Source organism: Phenylobacterium sp. (assembly GCF_036502675.1).
Lineage (GTDB): Bacteria > Pseudomonadota > Alphaproteobacteria > Caulobacterales > Caulobacteraceae > Phenylobacterium.
Genome location: NZ_DASXYF010000006.1, coordinates 1 through 16,454 on the forward strand (window position 1 = coordinate 1; position 16,454 = coordinate 16,454).

Below are 16,454 nucleotides of genomic sequence, written 5' to 3' on the forward strand. Positions count from 1 at the left end.
CCACCACGGCGGGCTCCGTGACGGTCCCCAGCTTCACCGCGACCCGGGTCGCCGCCGGCTCCTTCCGCGTGGCCGAGCTGCGGCTGGCCAGCAACCACACCACCGGCCTTTCCGGCGTGCAGGTGACGGTGCGGCTCTGGATCGCGGCGCCCACCTTCACCAACGGCGACAACGGCGCCTACGCCGTCGCGACCTCGGGCGCCGGGCTCAACTACCTGGGGACGTTCGCCGGGGTCTTCGAACAGTTCGCGGACGGCGCGGCGGCGATCCTCACCTCGCAGTCGGGCTTCGCCAAGTCGGTCAAGCTGGCGTCCGGCCAGACGGTCTACTGGGACCTGCAGACCAACGCGGCCTTCACCCCGCAGTCAGGCAAGACCTTCACCCTCACGCCCAACATCGAGCAGGACTGATGGCGCCATCATCGCTGATATTCCAGCGGCGGAAGGCCAAGGTCAGCCACCGTCCGTCGTTCGTCCCCAGCAACTACGTCGAACGCTACTGGCGCGACTGGGTTGCGCTCGGCGGCGTCTCTCTGGCCTCCGCGCAGACCGACGACGGGATCGCGGCGGACAGGGGCGAAATGAAGCCGGCGGGGTTCTTCTTCCGGGAACAGGCGTCCGTTGGCGGCCCGTTCAGCAAGGTCGGTCTGCCAGGCTACGGCTACGACGTGCAGGTCGACCCCTTCGCTCCGGGATTGCCGGCGGAGTACCTGCTGGCGCGCCCGCTCGGCGAGATCGAGTTCATTCCCGGCGCCGGCGTGCGGCACTACACCCGCGCCTCGACCGGCTCGGACATGACGGCGTTGATGGCCAGCCAGTTCGGCGACGTGAACGGGGCGGCGGCGGCCGGTGCGGCGCTGCACTGTTCGGCGCTCACATCGACCTATCGCAAGGTCGAAGCCGCGCCGCCCTGCGCCTTCGTCACCTATGGCTACCTGCGCCAGGACGGCAGCGACAAGGCGTTTACGGCGCTGCACTGGACATGGGAGGCGGGCAACCACGCCTACCCGAACGACACGCTCGTTCCGCACCTTGAGACGGACAGCCAAGAGAGCTTGGAAGATGGAACGGGGGCCCATGGCAGCCGGTCTTCCGTTCAAGGAACGGGCGGCGGCTTCAGCGTCTGGGATACCGGAGACGTCCGCAACAAGCGGATCGGAATAGGGTCGCTGTGGCTTGCCGACCGCATCCAGTTCTATGGCAACATTGACGGCGGCGCCTGGACGCTGATCCGCGAAAACCTGGTCTCGGGTCTCCCCACAGGGGTTTACGCACAAAAGCACGTCGCCTTCATTCACGACATGGCCTGGGGCTACCCGTGGGAGGGGTCGTCCGGCAAGCCATCACTGGCCACCCTGGCGATGGATGTCGCCGCGATCGGCATGTTCGTGGAGCCGACCAACACCAACTACACCGCGCCCGCCATAGCGCCGCCATCTGTGTGTCCGGTGGCCATTAAATCAACTTACCTTTCCGGCGCCGCCGAGAACCTCGCGGTCGGCACGGCGCTGGCGGACATAGCGCTCGCGCCTGGCGTCGCCGCCCTGAACGTCATCACGGCGTATCCAAGCCGCGTGGCGGCGGTGATCACCTCGCCGTCCACGGCGGAATTGCGGGTCGCCGGCATTGGCCTCGACTTCGCGACGCAGCCGACGCTGACCTTCGCCATCGAGGGCGTGAAACCCACCGGCGAGAAGCTGGTCGGGCCGATCTACAGCATCACGGTGACGGACGTCGGCGGCTATCCGGCGCCCTGGTGGAACGCCAACGCGCTGATCGAAGTCGATTACGTCAACGGCCGGGCCTATATCGCCGGGACCGGGGCGGTCGCCGTTTCCGCCGTGCATGACCTGTCGACCCGCGCCCTGACCGCAGCTTCGATCTCCGCCCTCGACGTCTCCGCCTACGTGATGTTGTGGGAGGGCAGTGGTGGTGATCTCGTCAATCACGGCTTGTTCGGCGACGACCAGGACCGCTTCCTCTACTACTGGCATGGCGGCGACAGCCCGCCGAATTCGGACGTTATAATCGGAGCGGGCGCCGACAACCTCGCCAACATCGGCGGTTACACCGGTTCCAACATCGCAGCCGCCATGCGGGCCGTGGCCTCGGTCGGCACGGGCGGCTCCAAGATCGCCATCGGGCTCAGTAACGCCGCGAGCTGCCCGGTCGCCGCCGATGCGTCCAAGCCAACTCAAGCGTTCACCGGCGGCTACTTCTGGGGCAGCGGCTATGGCGACGAGGCCTGGCCTGGGGCCAAGACCCGCCTGCTGGTGATCGCGCCGCAGTATGCCGGCGGCTCGGCGGGCGCCGTGCTCACGACTGGTCAAATCCAGGCTGCCGTGCAGAGCGGGATCTAGCCGGGCGCTCAGGCGTCCGTCGCGAACGCCGTTCGCCTCCCTGAATTTTCAGCACCACCAGAACGGCGCCCCGCCGGAGGATTTTCCATGACGCATGCGATGGACGTCAATCGGCCCTCCGCCGGCCACTACGAACCCGAGATGGTCCACCAGCTGCTGCGCCGCTGCGCGCATTGCCACGCCCCGCATCCGCTGGCGCGCCGTCCGCCCAGCCCGGCCGGCGTCTGCCCGGATTGCGGCGAGACCGCCCAATTACCGGGACTTGAGATCAGCGTCCGCGCGGTGCTCACCGGCCGCTCGCCCACCACCCTGATCGCCAGGCTGTTTCTATGGCTCGGCAAGGCCCTGATGACCCTCGCGAAAGGATACTGACCCATGCTCACCCGCCTTTACACAGTCCACAGTTGCAATCAGGAGGCGGTGCAATGCGTCGCTATCGTCAACGGTAAGCCCACCGAGGTCACCGTTTCCGGCCTGACCGTAGAACTAGTCGCCGACGACGGCGGCAAGAGCCAGACCGAGTCCTACATCCCCGATGACCTCGCCGCCGATCTGGCGATATTCGCGGTCGGAGCGAAGATCGTCGTCACCTATTCCGCCCCCGAAACTCCCGTCGCCGCCGTTGAAAAGGACGCCGCCTGATGTCCGCTATCGCGCTTCCCCGCCCGCAAGGCGGCATCCTCGATGACCTGATCCGCCGCGGGCTGGTGCTCCTGGCCACGGTGTTCACCAATGCCGGCGCGGCGATCGTCACCAACCGCGTGACCCAGGCCGGCACCGCGCCCAAGAACATCGGCTGGGGGATCGGGACTACGGCGGCGGCGGTGGGTGATACGGCGCTGCAGACCGAAAGCGCGCCGACCACGGCAGGCGGCAGGACGGTCGGCACCGAGAGCCGAACCACTGTGACCAACACCAACGACAACTACCAGGTCGCTGGCGCCGTCACCGCCGGCAGCACGCTCGCCATCACCGAGGCGGGACTTTTCGACAACGTGACGGCCGGTAACATGCTGACCCACTCGGTGTTCACGGCGGTGAACGTGGTGTCGGGCGACAGCATCACCTTTACGTTCGGCCTGAAGTTCGTGCCGGGCTAAGCCCGGATGGCCGTCAAGTTCCGGTCGGTCGGGACCTTCGCCAGCGGCACGGCGGCGGTCACTCCGGGCCTGCCGGCCGGGTACACGACGAACGACATCTTCCTGCTGTTCGTCGAGAGCGCCAACCAAGCGATCACCGCGCCAACCGGGTATACTGAGCTCACCAATAGCCCCCAGAGCACTGGCACAGCCAACGCGGCCGGCGGCGTTCGGCTCGGCGTTTTCTGGAAGCGCGCCTCCGCCAGCGAGACGGCGCCGACCGTCGCCGACACCGGGGACCACACGACCGCCCAGATCGCCGCCTATTCGGGCTGCGTCATCTCGGGTAATCCCTGGGACCTGACGGCCGGCGGGGCGGCGGCGGCCTCGACCTCGATCAGTCTGACCGGGATCACCACCACGGTCGCGAACTGCCTGATCGTCATGGCGGTGGCCACCGATCGGGACGCGGCGGCGAGCACTACCTTCTCGGCCTGGGCCAACGCCAACCTGACCGGGGTCACGGAGCGGGCGGACAACACCACCTCGTCCGGCTTTGGCGGTGGTATCGGGTTGGCGGACGGGGCCAAGGCCACGGCCGGGGCGACTGGCGATTCCACCGCCACCCAGGCTTCCAGCGTCACCTACGCCTGGCTGCAGGTCGCCCTGAAGCCCGAGGTGACCTACCCGTCGTGGGTGGCGCCTTTCGTCCTGGCGGACGGCTCGATCCCGGCCATCGCGGTGGATGTCGCGGGAAACCGCACCTTCATCAACGGGACCGAGACGACCGGCGGATTGACCACAGCCATCACGACGGACGGCGCCGGGGCCTACACCCTGTCGGCGGCGGTCGAAAACGCCCTGCTGCTGACCTCGCGCTCGGTCCTGATCACCACCACCGGGGGCAATAGCCAAAGCCCGGCCCACTTCCTGCTGTCCATGAACGTGACGAACTACGGCTTCATGCAGTGCGGGGCGGGGGCCTTCGGATCACCCGCCGGGACGCAGTATTGCGATCTGCAGAGCAATACCGGCGAGCATACGATCACCCTCGGATCAGGCAGCGTCGACATGGCGCTGAAGTACGCTGTCTCGGGTGTCGCCGGCACGATCAAGGGGGTGGCGAACAAGGGGACGGTCGTCTCGGCCAGCGAAACCCTGGCCGCGGGGGCCGGATCGGGATCGACGCTGCTCAAGTCCAAGTTCGGCGACCAGAGTTTCGGGGCATCGGGGGCTACGCTAGGCTTCTTCGTCATCTGGACCGATGGCGGACTGATCGGCGACACCGAAATCCAAAACCTGACCATCGTCCCGATCGCCTATACGCAATCGGCGTCAGCGAGTTCGACGCCAGCGTCTCAAATCGTGCGATCGAGCGGCAAGCCTCTGCAGGTGGCGTCCAGCCTCCTCGCCGCGCTGAGCAAGGTCTTCACGCCGGGCGGCGGCGGCGCGACCTACAATCAATCGGCGACCGCAGCATCTTCCCCTGTTGCGGGCATCGTGCGATCGACAGCCAAGGCGTTGGCCGCAGTCGCGACGTCAACAGACAATGTGATCCGCGCTATGGTGCGGGCGCTGTCCGCATCATCCTCGCCTGCAGCCGCGATCGTGAGATCTACCGGCAAGGCGTTGAACGCCGTCGCATCCCGCACCGCGAGCGTTCTGAGGTCGATCGGAAAGGCGGCCCTGGCCACCACGTCGCCGCTCGGCTCCGTTCTACGCAGCCTGGGCCGCAGCTTCGCGGCCACGACGACGCCCGGGGCTCGCCTGGTCCGCTCGGGCGGCAAGTTGTTAAGCGCCACCGCGTCTAACGCGGCCACCCTTGCGCGTAGCTTGGTCCGAACCATCGGCGCCACAACCGCACCCATGGCATCCCTAGTGAGATCTGCCGGAAAGGCGTTGGCCGCCGCGGCCACGCCGGCATCCTCATTGGTGCGCAGCCTTAGCCGCAGCCTGGCGGCAATAACGGCTCCCCCAGCCAGGTTGGTCCGCTCGGCGGCCAAGGGGTTCCGTGCGGCGTCAACGGTCGCCGCCATCCTCTCGGCGCTGCGGGTGATCCTCAAGGCCGCCTCGGCGGCAACCACGCCGCCGACCAGCATTGCGCGCGGCGTCGGCAAGCAGCTGAGCGCCACCACCGGCCAAGTCGCCACCATGACCCGCGGCGCCGGCAAGGCGCTCAAGGCCACGGCCAATGCGGTCGCGTCGCTGATCCGCTCGACCGGCCATGCGGTGCAGGCCAGCGCCGCCTCGTTCGCTGCCGCTGCAGCCATTAAAACGCTTCTGCGCACGGCGCTTGCAACCACAACCCCGCTTGGCTCAGTTCTGCGCGGCCTGGCGCGCGGCCTGAACGCCACGACGACCCCGGCCGGCGCAATGGGGCGCGGCATTGGCAAGAAACTGGCCGCTACAATAACGCCGCCGACCTCTCTCTTGCATGCGTCGGCGAAAGCCGCGCTGGCGGCCAGCATTCCGGTCGCCGTCATCGCCAAGGCGCCGGGGCGCGCACTGCAAGCCGCAGCATTGGGCACGGCCACGACCATCCGCGCTCTGGGTCGTCCGCTGCAGGCCATGGGGACCGCAACAGGTTCGATGGCCCGCAAGATGGGAAAGGGCCTCGCGCGGACCACCGCCGCCGCGGCTATGGCCGTTCGCGGCCCGGGACGGTCACTGGCCGCCGCGACATCGCCGGCCGGCTCTCTGAGTTTTTTGCGGTCACTTGGCGCTCAACTGGCCGCCACCGCCTCGGCGGTCGCCGCGATGAGCCGACGGTCCGGCAAGGCCATGACCGCAGGCGTCCCGGGCGCCGCATCGACGCGGAAAGTTATCGGCAAGGCGTTTTCGGTATCCGCTTCAACTCAGGGGACTGTCGCCCGGGGGCTGGCGCGCGCCCTGGCGGCCTTAGCTGGCGGGATTGCCGGCCTGATCGAATTCATCCTACGCCTGTTTTCTACCCCGCCGGAGCGCACCCTGGCGGTCCCCGCCGAGGCCCGCGACCTGATAGTGACCTGGGAGCCTCGCCTGCTGGCTGTCGCCGCGGAAAGCCGGGCCCAGTCCGTCGTCGCCGAGCGCCGTGACCTTGCCGTCCCGGCTGAGGCCCGCGCGCTTCCGGTCGCCCCTGAAAACCGCTCGAGGTAAGCCCAGATGGCCACACCCAAGATCGTCCAGGGCTTTCAGGCTCCCGACGGAGCGAGCCTGTCTCAGGGTCTGCCCTGGATCCAGAAGGACCCGGACGACACCAAGGACTACAGGCGCGACTGGTCGGCCTTCCTCGACGGCGCCAACAGCGAGCACATCGCCAGCGTCCTGTGGATCGTGCAGGCCGGCGACTGGTCCACGCTAACGGGCGCCCCGGCCGACCTGACGGTCGGGGGTCTCGACCACCCGTCGGCCCACGACAGCACCACCGCCACGGTGTGGTTGCAGGGCGGCGCGCCCGGCAAGATCTACAACGTCACTTGCCGGGTCACGACCACCTCAGCGCCGCCGCGCATCGTCGACGACAGCTTCCAGGTCCGCGTGCTCCAGCGCTGAGGCGGCGCGACGACCCCGCACCTTCCGCCGCCCTCGACATGCGGCCCAATCACCCACAACCCGAGGGGGCTCGCGTGTGGAGCATCTGTTTGTGCAGCCCGCGGTCTGGGGCTTTCTCGGCGCGTTCATCTATGCCGGCCCGCGCCTCAGCGCCTGCATCGCCTCGCCGAAGGAGCACGGCGAGTCGCCGTTCGCCTGCCTCGTCGAGTTCGCGATCGCGCTGATCGTCGGGGCGATCGGGGCGGCGGCCTTCGCGCCCTGGATCATCGTCTCGCGCGGGTTGACCGAGGCCCGCGACCTCAACGCCGTCGCGGTGCTGATCGGGCTGATGGCCAACCCGACGGCGCCCACCCTGATCTCGTTCGCGCCGCGCCTGGCCTCGACCGTCCTCGCCGCCATGAAGGGACCGAAACCTGATGAATCTTGATCAGATGGCTGGGGGGCTGTGCGCGGTCAGCGCCGCCTCCGTCTTCTTCCTCCACGTGGCGTCGGACCCCGCCAGGAAGTCGTGGATCACCCTGCCGCGCTCGGTGCGCTGGGGGTTCGCCGCGGTCGGCATGACGTTCGCGGTGCGGGCCGCCGACTTCCTCTCGATCGCCAACCACAGCGAGATCGTCGGGCACATCAACATCTGGGGCGCGATGAGCGCACTGGCGATGGCCTACCTCGCCGTGGCCTCGGTGGCCTGCCTCTGGCGCCACCACATGGCCGGCCAGCAATGGGACCGGCTGCAGGAGGTCGAGCTGGCCCTGCGCCGCAACCCGGAGCTCGCGCCGGCCGCCCTTCCGAAGACCCAGGCCGGGGAGGTTCTGCGGGCCCTGGGCGCCAACGTCAACGCGATGCCGGGGGGCATGGATGACGAACGGACCCGCGACGGCTGAGGCTGCCGGTGAAGCCGCCCCGGCTGACGACAACGACCTGACGCCTGAGGCGATCGCCGCGCTGATGGCCGGCGAGATCCCCGGCTACCGCCCCCCGTCCGAGTACGGCGTCACGCCCGCGTCGAACCTTCCGCCCCTGATCATAGGAGGCCGCTCGCGATGCCCGACACCAACGCGCCCGCCGTGCGCGAGCAAACCAGCACGGCCGCGATCGTCACCTACATCGCCCTGGGCGAGCTCGGCCTGTCGCTGATCGCCGTGCTGGTGCTGATCATCCTGCGCCGGCCGATCGACCCCGTGATGGTCGGCATCCTGGGCACGATCCTGGGCACGATCACCACCATCGCCGTAGCGGCCGCCGGGTTCTGGGTGGGCGGATCGGCGGGGGGCAAGACGGCCAACGCCGCGCTCGCGCAGATCGCCGGGGCAGGGCCGCCATCGCCGGCTGCGCCGCTTGGGCCGACGCCGGCGCCCGACCCCAGCGCACCCGTCGTGCCGGCGGACACCGATCTGGGGATTCCGCTCAAGCCTGGAGAGTCGCCATGAAAGCCGCCGAACTCGGCCTCGTAGGCGCGGCCAAAGCCGCCGCCGAAGCGCTCGAGGGCCAATTCCCCGGCATCGTCTTCACCTCCGGCCGGCGCGAGGTCGCCGACCAAGCCCGCGCCATGTCGCAGAACGTCGTCAGGAACCGCCGCTGGATCGCGCAGACCTACTCCGCGACCCTCGAAAGTGCCGCGCTCCAGCACTGGATCGACGCCAATCCGCAGGCCGATACGGCGCCCGAGATCGCCATGGGCTTGATGACGATCATGGCGCACTGGGACGACAATCAGAAGGCCCGGCTCAGCAAGCATTTCTCCGGTCAAGCCTTCGACGTGCAGCCGATGAGCGGCGACCGCGGCGCCCAGGTCATAGCTGCGATCAGGCGCACGACAGGCCTGCGCAAGTTCCTCGATCACGAGGGCGGGCTAGTTCGCTGGCACGCGCAGTATTGACCTAAATCGCAGACAGCCGCCCGGGAGGGCAATGATGGTCGAACCCAAAACCACCCTCACCGATGGCTCTCCGGTCACGCCGGATCATCGCGAGATCAACCCCGCCACGGGCATGCAGAAGGGCTACGTCGTCCTGTCCGCCGAAGAGCGAGCGAAGGGCTTCGTACGGCCCTACCGCGACGCCTACCGCCACCAGACCTGCGGAGCGGTCACCACTATGGGCCGCGCGTTGGGCGAGACCTACGCCCGCGATCCGTTCTTCTACAGCGGGACGTTCTGCGCGACCTGCGGCAAGCACTTTCCGGTCGGCGAGGACGGCGAGTTCACCTGGTACGAAATGGACGGCTCCGACGGTCCGAGGGTCGGAACATGACAACCAAGCACTCTCCGCTCAGCACCCTGAGGGCGCGGGCCGACAAGATTGCATCCACGCTCAAGGCTGCCGAGCGCGGGGAAAAGATCGACGCCAGGTTCGCCGAGAAGATCGAAGCCGCCAGGGCCAAGGAAAGCTTCAAGGTCGGCATCGTGATGGACGACAAGGTCATCATAATCGAGACGCCCTGGGCGACGATCCGCAGCACGGACGAAGCGGGTCTCTCGGAATACATGCTGCGCCAGATGCAAGAGGCGCGCGACACCGTCAACTGACCTGAGCCGCCGCCCACTCGCGGTCAATCGGTTCCACGAGGATCGCGGCCCCTCCCGCGAGCAGGCGACGCGGCAACGCTAACTGAAAACGCAATCCGCAACCACCCCAGGAGATCCCCCATGAAAGCCTTCACCGCCGCGGCGCTCGCCGCCGTGGCCCTGCTGTCTGCCGGCTGCTCCGGCTGCCAGTCGCCGGTCTTCTCCGACAGCCAGGGCGTGCTGTCCGGCACGCTGGCCGACGACAAGGCGATGTACGTCGCCGAGGCCGCCTTCAACGGCGCGAACCAAAGCGCCATCGTTGCGGTCGACACTGGCCTGCTGAAGCCCGGCTCCCCGCTGGCCGTCCAGATCGCCGACGACCTCAAGATCGCCCACGAGGCGCTGATCGCCGGCCGGACCGCCTACGTGGCCGGCGACGCCAAGACCTACAGCGCCAAGATCTCCGCCGCCCAGAACCTGCTGTCCACCGTGTGGCAGCTCATCCCCGGAAAGAAGGCTGCCTGACCATGGAAGTCGCCACCATCCTCGCGCTGATCAACGGCGCCACTCAACTTGCCCGCGGCCTCGCGCCGCTCGTGGAGCAGGGCCTGAGCGTCCTGCACAGCGACGACCAGGCGCAGATCACCGCCGCCCTGGCCGCGCTGCAGGCCGCGAATGAGCCGCTGTACGAGCGGGCCCAGGCCAAGCTCAGGGGCTGAGACGACCGCCGACAATGGGTGGTGTCAAGCATAATGAGGGGCGAATCTGATGCCGTTCCTGTCGGTCATCTGGGCCTTCGCCCGCTCGCCCGCGGGCCGCTACGCCGGGATCGCGCTGGCGCTGGCGGCGGCGCTGTTCGCCCAGCGCCAATGCGGCTACTCGGCCGGCGTCGCCCATGAGCGCGCCGCGTCCCGCCGAGCCGTCGCCGCGATCCAGGCCCGCCTCGACACCTGCACGGCCAACGCCGGGGCCCTGCAGGCCGCCGTGACGGCGCAGAACGCCCAGGTCGCCGCATGGGCCGCCGACAGCGACAGGCGGCTCCGGGCGGCTTCCCTCGCCCTGCGCGGGGCGGAGAAGGGCCGGGGGAGCGTGGAGGCCCGGTATGCGCGGCTGATGCAGGCCTGGCCGGTCGGCGTGGACGCCTGCGCGCGGGTGTTTTCGGCTGACGAGGCGGTGCTGGGGGCGCTGAAATGAACCGCAACCTCGCGGTCCTGGCCGCCCTGGCGCTCTGCGGCTGCGCCCACGCCCCCGCGCCGAAGATCGTCACCCAGCTCGTCAAGGTCCCGGTCGCGGCCGCCTGCGCGCCCAAGGACTTCCGCGCCCCGCCCGCCACCGCGGACACCGACGCCGCCCTGCGCGCCGCGCCGGGCCCCGCGGAGCGCTATCAGCTGATCGCCGCCGGCCGCCTGCTCAAGAACCAGTGGATCACCGAGGCGTGGTCCGTCCTCGCCGCCTGCAGATAAGGACATCGCCATGGCCACCGCCCCCACCACCGTCTCCGCGCTCAACGCCAAGCTGGACGCCTATGTCGCCAGGACCGACGCGCGCCTGGCCAAGCTGGAGGCCGCGGCGGTCCCGCCGGTGATCGTGGCCCCGCCGCCCGCGCCGACCCCGCCCGCCTCCAAGCCGCTGATGTCCAAGCTTCCCCCGGGCGTCGGCCAGCTGCTGTTCGACGAGCCGTTCACCGACCAGTCGCGCATGGCCTGGCATCCGGTGTTCAACCCCAAGGCCCCATGGAAGCGCTCGGCCTATTACGGCCAGCAGATCGACCAGGGATGGGAGGACGCCGGCTCGCGCCAGGGCGCCAACGACCTGCAGGTCTACACCGACGCCTACTACCCCACCGCCTATCGCGCGGACGGCTCCGGCGTCACCGACCCGCCCGGCACGCAGAAGGGCGTGGAGACCGTCAGGATCGTGGGCGGCCAGGCCCGCCTCAGCCTGCTGGCCAACCCCGACCCGGCCAACGGCCAGCTGCAGCAGTACTACGGCGGCCATCCCACGCCCTCGGGGACCGGCGTCAAGCGGCTGGGCGCGCTGCTGACCACCGAGCGCTCGTTCGCCCAGGAGTACGGCTACTTCCTGGCGCGCCTCAACACCGACGCGCTGACGCCCGGCTGCTGGCCCGCGTTCTGGCTGCTGCCCACGCCGGGCACGATGGGGCTGTCGCCCGAGTGGAAGGAGCTCGACGCCTACGAGGGCATGATCAACGAGCCGCGCCGGGCGTTCATCACCTACCATGGCGGCGACGGCCTCTCGATCTGGCCCGACCTCTGGACCCCGGGCTGGCACGACATCGGCCTGCTGGTGACCGCGAACTCGATCAGCACCGTGCTCGACGGCGTCGTGGTGCCAGGCTCGGTCAAGGCCAACAAGTACCCCAGGGGGACCAGGTGGTACATGCTGCTGGACCTGGCGGTGGGCGGCTGGGACGGGCAGGAGGCGATGGAGGCGCCCGCGCTGCCGGCCTACATGACCGCGGATTACGTCAAGGCGTTCGCGGTGGGGTGAGGCCGCCGCGCCGCCGCGATCAATTTTGCGGCCCGCTCGCGGCGTGCGAGTCGCGAACGCCGTTCGCGAGCCCCCCGGAAAAGGATTAGTAAAAAACGTCACTTGCGCATAGGCGCGGGAAGTATGTAGAGACTCCGTACGTAGGAGATTCCGGGCAGGCGGATCAACTTTTTTCGCGGTCGTCTAGGCCCGAAGTTGATTTCCTGCGCCAAATCCCCTATTATCGGAGTGAACTTTCAACGGCTCTTAACCGTTGGGGCCACACGATAACGGCAGCAGAGGAGCGCAAGCCATGACCGATATCGCATGCACGTCGCTCGCCGATCATCTCGCCGAGCGCCGGAACAACGGACTCGTGGACATCAAGTTTTATGTTCACGACGAGGGGAGCGCCACGCCTGAAAAGGTGTGCGCCGAAGCCGGACGCATCTTCGATGCAATCAAGTCCGGCTCGGTTGAGGCGCTCACCATCACCGACAAAGGTCCGATGCCTGCTCAGGGTTGATTGAGGCCGTCACATAAGTATAAGACTATGGCGAAAGCCCCGGCATCCGCTGGGGCTTTTTTCTTCATGAGTCGCAGTCATGACGACGATTATCGAGAAGCTGCACGATTTGTTCCGCTGCGCCCGTAGTCTGAACGAGGCTCTGTGGGATTCGGGCATCGACTCCACCCACATGTCCCTCCGTCAGCTTGCCGACCACGTCACCAAGCTCTGCGGCGTCGTCGTCGAATTCAAGCAGGTGGATGTTGAGACCGATCATATCTTCGGCCACATCGAAGTCTACGACGATGGCAAGCGGGCCATCGTCTACGTCGTCAAGAATATCTCGGAACGCTTCAAGCACGCGGTGATCGCTAAGGAGCTGTGTCAACTCCTGCTGGACAAAGCCGAGGACTGGCAACCTGACGGCAAGGACACGCTCCAGAAGTTGGTCGTCCCCATCGTCGAAATCGACGCCCAAGAGAATATCGCCGTGCGGTCCGAGCAACTCGCCGAGCGGCTATCATGGGAACTGCTTTACCCCATCGAGTTGCGTCGCAAGGATATCGCTGAGGGACAATCGCACGAGCAAATCGCGGGCCGGGTGAGGCTCCCGGTTCAAATCGTGGGGATACTGCTCTCCGCCAGCTACATGTCCTGGTGCCAGCGCTGGTGGGACGCCATCTGGGTTGAGCGCGAAGCTGAAAAGGCCGCCGCCGCCGAATAAGCGTGGCCGAGCGCCGCGTACCCGTGTCGCCCCTTCGCAAGGGGGCCTTGCTCGCGGATGAGCGTCGTCAGTTGCACCTTCTCAATCGACTCTGGCGCGCCGCCATAGAACGGCAGCATCGCCTCTGCATGCGCCGGCATCGCCTTCAGCGCCTCGATCAGCTCAGCAACGGTCACGATGGCGACTCGGGCAGCGGCATCCAGTGAGTGGCGGTGTTCATGCGTCCCCTTCGCGCCGCGAAGCGATCATCGCCTCGCAAGTTATGGCCTGGAACGCGTGGTTGATTGGCCCGGAAATGTGCTGGCGGCCGTAACCGTGCGCGCCTATCGCAAGCCATCCAGTGATTAGATGCAGGGCACCATATCCGAGACTGACGGTCGTTCCTCCGCACTGGAGCGTCGCGAATCCCTCGCCTTCGAATAGGTGTGGACTGAGTTCGCCTTGATTGGGCGGTTGGCCGCAATAGGTCGGGGTGTCGTCGTTCATTCGTCGTCCTCGATCTCGCTCCAGATGAACCCTGAAAGGGTGTCGTCGATATCCCCCGGGTCGTTGCCGGCCGCATAGAGCTCGGACTTGTAGTCCTCATAGCGCCGCAGCCCCCCGACCGTGAGGTTTGCGCTCGCCGCGGCGTCCAGGTCGATGGCGGGGCCGGGTGGCGGCTTGGGCTTGGGCTTCGGCGCCATGGCGGCCTGAACCTCCGGGGGCACGGGGCTCAGCGAGACGCGAAGCTCCCCGCCCGGCAGGCGCTCGGCGCGGATGTCGAGCCAGGTGTGGCTGACGCCGTTGCGCGTCAGGCGGACAGTGTGCGGGGCGTCTGGATCGCCCCAGCGCTCGGCGGCCTCGGCGGAAATCGAGAACCCGATATTGGCGGGCTCGGTCTGGCCGACGATGAATTTTCGTTCGCTCATGGCTTCACGGCCCAAATTCCGACGATCGCTGCCACGATGAGAAACCGCAGGGCGACATGCGAAACGAGCATCGCCCTGCAGCCCCAGACCTTTCCGAGGTAGTTCTGCCTTTTCAGATTGGCCCCGGCCCAGACACTGATGCTGAACATCAGCAGCAATAGGGCTGTGGCGGCAAAGGGGTTCATCGCCTCACCCTACCGACTCTCCAGCACGCAGCGCCTCGGTCCCCGCCGGGCTCCAGTGCGTAGGTTCAGGGAACAGGTACATCCGATCTGGGATCACCCAGGCCAGGCGATCGCAATATTCATCGCGGACCTCCTGGCTCTCTTCGTATGGCAGCCGGCCGGGAAGGGGGAACTCCTTGAGCGGGGCGCGGGCAGGTGCATCCGCCGCCCTGGCGGCAAACCGGGCCGGGCCTTCGCTGACCAGCTGCCGCTGATAGACCCGCTTCACGACCACCAGGCCGCCGTCCTTGAAGTGCTCGGGCAGGGTGCTGATCGGTTGCCAGTCGTCGTGTTTGCTCACGGCCTCGTCCTCCACGGCTGGTCCTCAACGTAGACGACCTTTACCTCCCGCCGCCGCATCTCGCACGGGCAGTAGGGATCGTCACCTTGCGGGCCCATGCACCAGCACGGGTCCCACGGCACCTCTTCGGCGGCCGTCTCATTCCAGACCAGCGCGCGCCAGAAGGTCGGCGGCCGGGTGTCGGGGATGATCGGGGGTCTCATGGCTGGGCGCCCCGCCGGATCTCAAAACGCCCGCGCGTCCGCTTCACCAGGAGCGCGTCACCTTTGGGCGTCACTCGGAACGTGCCGTCGGCGTCGCGCACGTAGTGGCGGACCCAACCAGCCTTGGCGTCGACCTCCACGACTGCGTCGATGTCGCGGAGTGTGTCGAGGTCGACGATGCGCAGGCCCCACCAATCCTCGGGCGGGCCGCCAACCTTGGCGTAGGTCAGCGGGGCGATGGGGCCGCCGGCCGCGGGGAACTTGGGGCTGACGTTGTTCATCTGGCCAGCCTCACGTCTTCGTTGAAGGGTCCGTTCGCGACGAAGGTGAACACCTTGGCCGACTGCGGCGCGTAGGCGGTCGCCGCCGTGATCTCTCCGGCCAGCTCGCGCTCGCTCGGTCCGTTCGTGCGCCGCGGTCCGGCGTGGTAATAGGTGAAGGCAGGTTTCGGGGCGGCCCGGCCAGCGAACGGCAAGGCGCAGATTCCGGCGAGGAGGGCGCGCCGGTTCACGGCTCGCGCCCTTCCACTGGCGGCGTCCACCCCTGCGCCTTCGCCCAGGCGTCGATCAGGAAGGGCCAATGCTTCACCATCACGTCGAACAACTCGCGGGTCGCCTGATCGTTCGACAGGCCATCGCCAGGGATCACCTTACCGTCCTGCGTGAAGCTCAGGACCGTCTTGCCGCCGTTGGAAAACGTGAAGTTGCTCGGCCGCAGCGTGGTGAACAGAAGCGGGTCGGCCGGGCGCCAGGGTCCGGCGTCGGTGTGGCCGGCATCAACCGTAGAGATCCACCCCAGAGGGGTCGGCGTGCTGACGTTGGGGGTGCAGGCGGCGATGGCCGCGGCGAGGATAAGCGGGATCATCGGCGTGCTGCATCCTCTGACAGAATTCGGCTGATCTCACGCGTCTCTTCCGGCGTAAAGTGCGGCAGTTCCTCGGGGTGGTCCAAGTAGTAGTTCAGGCCGGCCTCAGGCCCCGCCGCGACGTGCTCGCACGATAGAGCGGCTGGCTTCGGCGCCGTCACCCGACCGAGGGAAAAGCCTAAGCCGGTGAAGGCGACGAACCCGATCATCAGGGCTGTGGTGTTCTTCATCTCGCTCACCCCACTATCCTCACCGGGATCGCCGTAAGGGCGCGCTGACCCCTGGACGTTTTTCGCGGCCGTGGTAAGTCATTGAAACCGCTCGGGTCGATTGGATCAGGTTTTGCATCTAGGGCTTTGACTTTCCTTGGAGGTCGCGAGCTTTGGGAGCAGAGGGTCGGAGGTTCGAATCCTCTCGCCCCGACCAGCGGAAAGGTTTTCGGGGATCGCCCATGCTCGCGCGCATCTATCGTCCGGCCCGGACCGCCATGCAGTCCGGCAAGGCCAAGACCAAGGACTGGGTGCTGGAGTTCGAGCCCGCCTCCGCGCTCCGCTCCGACCCGCTGATGGGCTGGACCCAGTCCAGCGACATGAACGGCCAGGTGGTGCTGTCCTTCGACACCCGGGAGGAGGCGGTCCGCTACGCCCAGGCTCACGGCCTGGCCTTCCAGCTCGTCGATTCCAAGCCGGCCAAGCGGATCATCAAGGCCTACTCCGACAACTTCGCGTTCGGCCGCAAGGTCCCCTGGACCCATTGAGCG

The 16,454-nt window shown here is 67.7% G+C and carries 30 protein-coding genes; 21 read left to right on the plus strand and 9 right to left on the minus strand.

All coding sequences use genetic code 11. The features are described 5' to 3' along the window. The 20 genes from VGL30_RS00860 to VGL30_RS00955 all read left to right on the plus strand — a co-directional run. Window positions 1-410, plus strand: a 410-nt coding sequence (locus tag VGL30_RS00860; protein ID WP_331535798.1) for a hypothetical protein, incomplete at its 5' end; no start/stop codon positions are given. Further along, window positions 410-2,359 (plus strand): hypothetical protein, encoded by a 1,950-nt coding sequence (locus VGL30_RS00865; protein ID WP_331535800.1) that lies wholly within the window; start codon window positions 410-412, stop codon window positions 2,357-2,359. The genes VGL30_RS00860 and VGL30_RS00865, both read left to right, overlap by 1 nt. A gap of 87 nt (window positions 2,360-2,446) precedes the next feature. After that, window positions 2,447-2,731, plus strand: a complete 285-nt coding sequence (locus tag VGL30_RS00870; protein ID WP_331535802.1) for a hypothetical protein — start codon at window positions 2,447-2,449, stop codon at window positions 2,729-2,731. A gap of 3 nt (window positions 2,732-2,734) precedes the next feature. Beyond that, window positions 2,735-3,001: a hypothetical protein gene (locus VGL30_RS00875; RefSeq protein WP_331535804.1), complete on the plus strand. Its 267-nt coding sequence runs from the start codon at window positions 2,735-2,737 to the stop codon at window positions 2,999-3,001. After that, window positions 3,001-3,459: a hypothetical protein gene (locus tag VGL30_RS00880; RefSeq protein ID WP_331535806.1), complete on the plus strand. Its 459-nt coding sequence runs from the start codon at window positions 3,001-3,003 to the stop codon at window positions 3,457-3,459. Before VGL30_RS00875 ends, VGL30_RS00880 begins: the two co-directional genes overlap by 1 nt. Before the next feature lie 6 nt (window positions 3,460-3,465). Further along, window positions 3,466-6,573, plus strand: coding sequence for a hypothetical protein (locus tag VGL30_RS00885; protein ID WP_331535808.1), 3,108 nt, complete (start codon window positions 3,466-3,468; stop codon window positions 6,571-6,573). Between the two features lie 6 nt (window positions 6,574-6,579). Continuing rightward, window positions 6,580-6,969, plus strand: coding sequence for a hypothetical protein (locus VGL30_RS00890; RefSeq protein WP_331535810.1), 390 nt, complete (start codon window positions 6,580-6,582; stop codon window positions 6,967-6,969). Between the two features lie 76 nt (window positions 6,970-7,045). Then, on the plus strand, window positions 7,046-7,396 hold the full coding sequence (locus VGL30_RS00895; RefSeq protein WP_331535812.1) for a hypothetical protein: 351 nt from the start codon (window positions 7,046-7,048) through the stop codon (window positions 7,394-7,396). Beyond that, entirely contained in the window at window positions 7,386-7,850 is a 465-nt protein-coding gene (locus tag VGL30_RS00900) for a hypothetical protein (RefSeq protein WP_331535814.1), read from the plus strand. The genes VGL30_RS00895 and VGL30_RS00900 overlap by 11 nt, the downstream gene beginning before the upstream one ends. Before the next feature lie 159 nt (window positions 7,851-8,009). Further along, window positions 8,010-8,396, plus strand: a complete 387-nt coding sequence (locus tag VGL30_RS00905) for a hypothetical protein (protein WP_331535816.1) — start codon at window positions 8,010-8,012, stop codon at window positions 8,394-8,396. Next, window positions 8,393-8,845, plus strand: a complete 453-nt coding sequence (locus VGL30_RS00910) for a hypothetical protein (RefSeq protein WP_331535818.1) — start codon at window positions 8,393-8,395, stop codon at window positions 8,843-8,845. Before VGL30_RS00905 ends, VGL30_RS00910 begins: the two co-directional genes overlap by 4 nt. A gap of 34 nt (window positions 8,846-8,879) precedes the next feature. Further along, the gene (locus VGL30_RS00915; protein ID WP_331535820.1) at window positions 8,880-9,218 is read left to right on the plus strand and encodes a hypothetical protein; all 339 of its coding nucleotides are present in this window, start codon (window positions 8,880-8,882) and stop codon (window positions 9,216-9,218) included. Further along, window positions 9,215-9,493, plus strand: a complete 279-nt coding sequence (locus VGL30_RS00920; protein ID WP_331535822.1) for a hypothetical protein — start codon at window positions 9,215-9,217, stop codon at window positions 9,491-9,493. The genes VGL30_RS00915 and VGL30_RS00920 overlap by 4 nt, the downstream gene beginning before the upstream one ends. A 120-nt stretch (window positions 9,494-9,613) precedes the next feature. Continuing rightward, complete coding sequence (locus VGL30_RS00925; protein ID WP_331535824.1) at window positions 9,614-9,997, plus strand: hypothetical protein; 384 nt, start codon at window positions 9,614-9,616, stop codon at window positions 9,995-9,997. 2 nt (window positions 9,998-9,999) lie between these two features. After that, window positions 10,000-10,191, plus strand: a complete 192-nt coding sequence (locus VGL30_RS00930) for a hypothetical protein (protein ID WP_331535826.1) — start codon at window positions 10,000-10,002, stop codon at window positions 10,189-10,191. Window positions 10,192-10,240: 49 nt separating this feature from the next. After that, window positions 10,241-10,666: a hypothetical protein gene (locus VGL30_RS00935; RefSeq protein ID WP_331535828.1), complete on the plus strand. Its 426-nt coding sequence runs from the start codon at window positions 10,241-10,243 to the stop codon at window positions 10,664-10,666. Next, window positions 10,663-10,935, plus strand: a complete 273-nt coding sequence (locus VGL30_RS00940; RefSeq protein ID WP_331535830.1) for a hypothetical protein — start codon at window positions 10,663-10,665, stop codon at window positions 10,933-10,935. The genes VGL30_RS00935 and VGL30_RS00940 overlap by 4 nt, the downstream gene beginning before the upstream one ends. A gap of 10 nt (window positions 10,936-10,945) precedes the next feature. Next, complete coding sequence (locus tag VGL30_RS00945) at window positions 10,946-11,983, plus strand: hypothetical protein (RefSeq protein WP_331535832.1); 1,038 nt, start codon at window positions 10,946-10,948, stop codon at window positions 11,981-11,983. 292 nt (window positions 11,984-12,275) lie between these two features. Continuing rightward, on the plus strand, window positions 12,276-12,488 hold the full coding sequence (locus VGL30_RS00950; protein WP_331535834.1) for a hypothetical protein: 213 nt from the start codon (window positions 12,276-12,278) through the stop codon (window positions 12,486-12,488). 79 nt (window positions 12,489-12,567) lie between these two features. Next, window positions 12,568-13,194, plus strand: a complete 627-nt coding sequence (locus VGL30_RS00955) for a hypothetical protein (protein ID WP_331535836.1) — start codon at window positions 12,568-12,570, stop codon at window positions 13,192-13,194. A 216-nt stretch (window positions 13,195-13,410) separates the two neighbouring features. Here the strand turns inward: VGL30_RS00955 and VGL30_RS00960 are convergent, their stop codons facing one another. The 9 genes from VGL30_RS00960 to VGL30_RS01000 are packed head-to-tail and all read right to left on the minus strand — an operon-like array spanning window position 13,411 to window position 15,933. Beyond that, window positions 13,411-13,680 carry a hypothetical protein gene (locus tag VGL30_RS00960; protein ID WP_331535838.1) on the minus strand — a complete coding sequence of 90 codons (270 nt, stop codon included), beginning with the start codon at window positions 13,678-13,680 and terminating at the stop codon, window positions 13,411-13,413. Then, a complete protein-coding gene (locus tag VGL30_RS00965; protein WP_331535840.1) occupies window positions 13,677-14,102 on the minus strand; it encodes a hypothetical protein in 426 nt (141 codons plus the stop codon). Before VGL30_RS00965 ends, VGL30_RS00960 begins: the two co-directional genes overlap by 4 nt. Further along, window positions 14,099-14,287 (minus strand): hypothetical protein, encoded by a 189-nt coding sequence (locus VGL30_RS00970; protein ID WP_331535842.1) that lies wholly within the window; start codon window positions 14,285-14,287, stop codon window positions 14,099-14,101. The genes VGL30_RS00965 and VGL30_RS00970 overlap by 4 nt, the downstream gene beginning before the upstream one ends. Window positions 14,288-14,291: 4 nt before the next feature. Continuing rightward, window positions 14,292-14,627: a hypothetical protein gene (locus VGL30_RS00975; protein ID WP_331535844.1), complete on the minus strand. Its 336-nt coding sequence runs from the start codon at window positions 14,625-14,627 to the stop codon at window positions 14,292-14,294. Then, complete coding sequence (locus VGL30_RS00980) at window positions 14,624-14,830, minus strand: hypothetical protein (protein WP_331535846.1); 207 nt, start codon at window positions 14,828-14,830, stop codon at window positions 14,624-14,626. Before VGL30_RS00980 ends, VGL30_RS00975 begins: the two co-directional genes overlap by 4 nt. Beyond that, window positions 14,827-15,111, minus strand: coding sequence for a hypothetical protein (locus VGL30_RS00985; RefSeq protein ID WP_331535848.1), 285 nt, complete (start codon window positions 15,109-15,111; stop codon window positions 14,827-14,829). The genes VGL30_RS00980 and VGL30_RS00985 overlap by 4 nt, the downstream gene beginning before the upstream one ends. Beyond that, window positions 15,108-15,341 carry a hypothetical protein gene (locus tag VGL30_RS00990; protein WP_331535850.1) on the minus strand — a complete coding sequence of 78 codons (234 nt, stop codon included), beginning with the start codon at window positions 15,339-15,341 and terminating at the stop codon, window positions 15,108-15,110. The genes VGL30_RS00985 and VGL30_RS00990 overlap by 4 nt, the downstream gene beginning before the upstream one ends. Next, window positions 15,338-15,694, minus strand: coding sequence for a hypothetical protein (locus VGL30_RS00995; protein ID WP_331535852.1), 357 nt, complete (start codon window positions 15,692-15,694; stop codon window positions 15,338-15,340). The genes VGL30_RS00990 and VGL30_RS00995 overlap by 4 nt, the downstream gene beginning before the upstream one ends. Further along, complete coding sequence (locus tag VGL30_RS01000) at window positions 15,691-15,933, minus strand: hypothetical protein (RefSeq protein WP_331535854.1); 243 nt, start codon at window positions 15,931-15,933, stop codon at window positions 15,691-15,693. The genes VGL30_RS00995 and VGL30_RS01000 overlap by 4 nt, the downstream gene beginning before the upstream one ends. A 212-nt stretch (window positions 15,934-16,145) precedes the next feature. On the opposite strand from VGL30_RS01000, the gene VGL30_RS01005 reads away from it, so the two are divergent. Next, on the plus strand, window positions 16,146-16,451 hold the full coding sequence (locus tag VGL30_RS01005) for an ETC complex I subunit (protein WP_331535856.1): 306 nt from the start codon (window positions 16,146-16,148) through the stop codon (window positions 16,449-16,451). The last annotated feature ends 3 nt before the right edge of the window (window positions 16,452-16,454 follow it).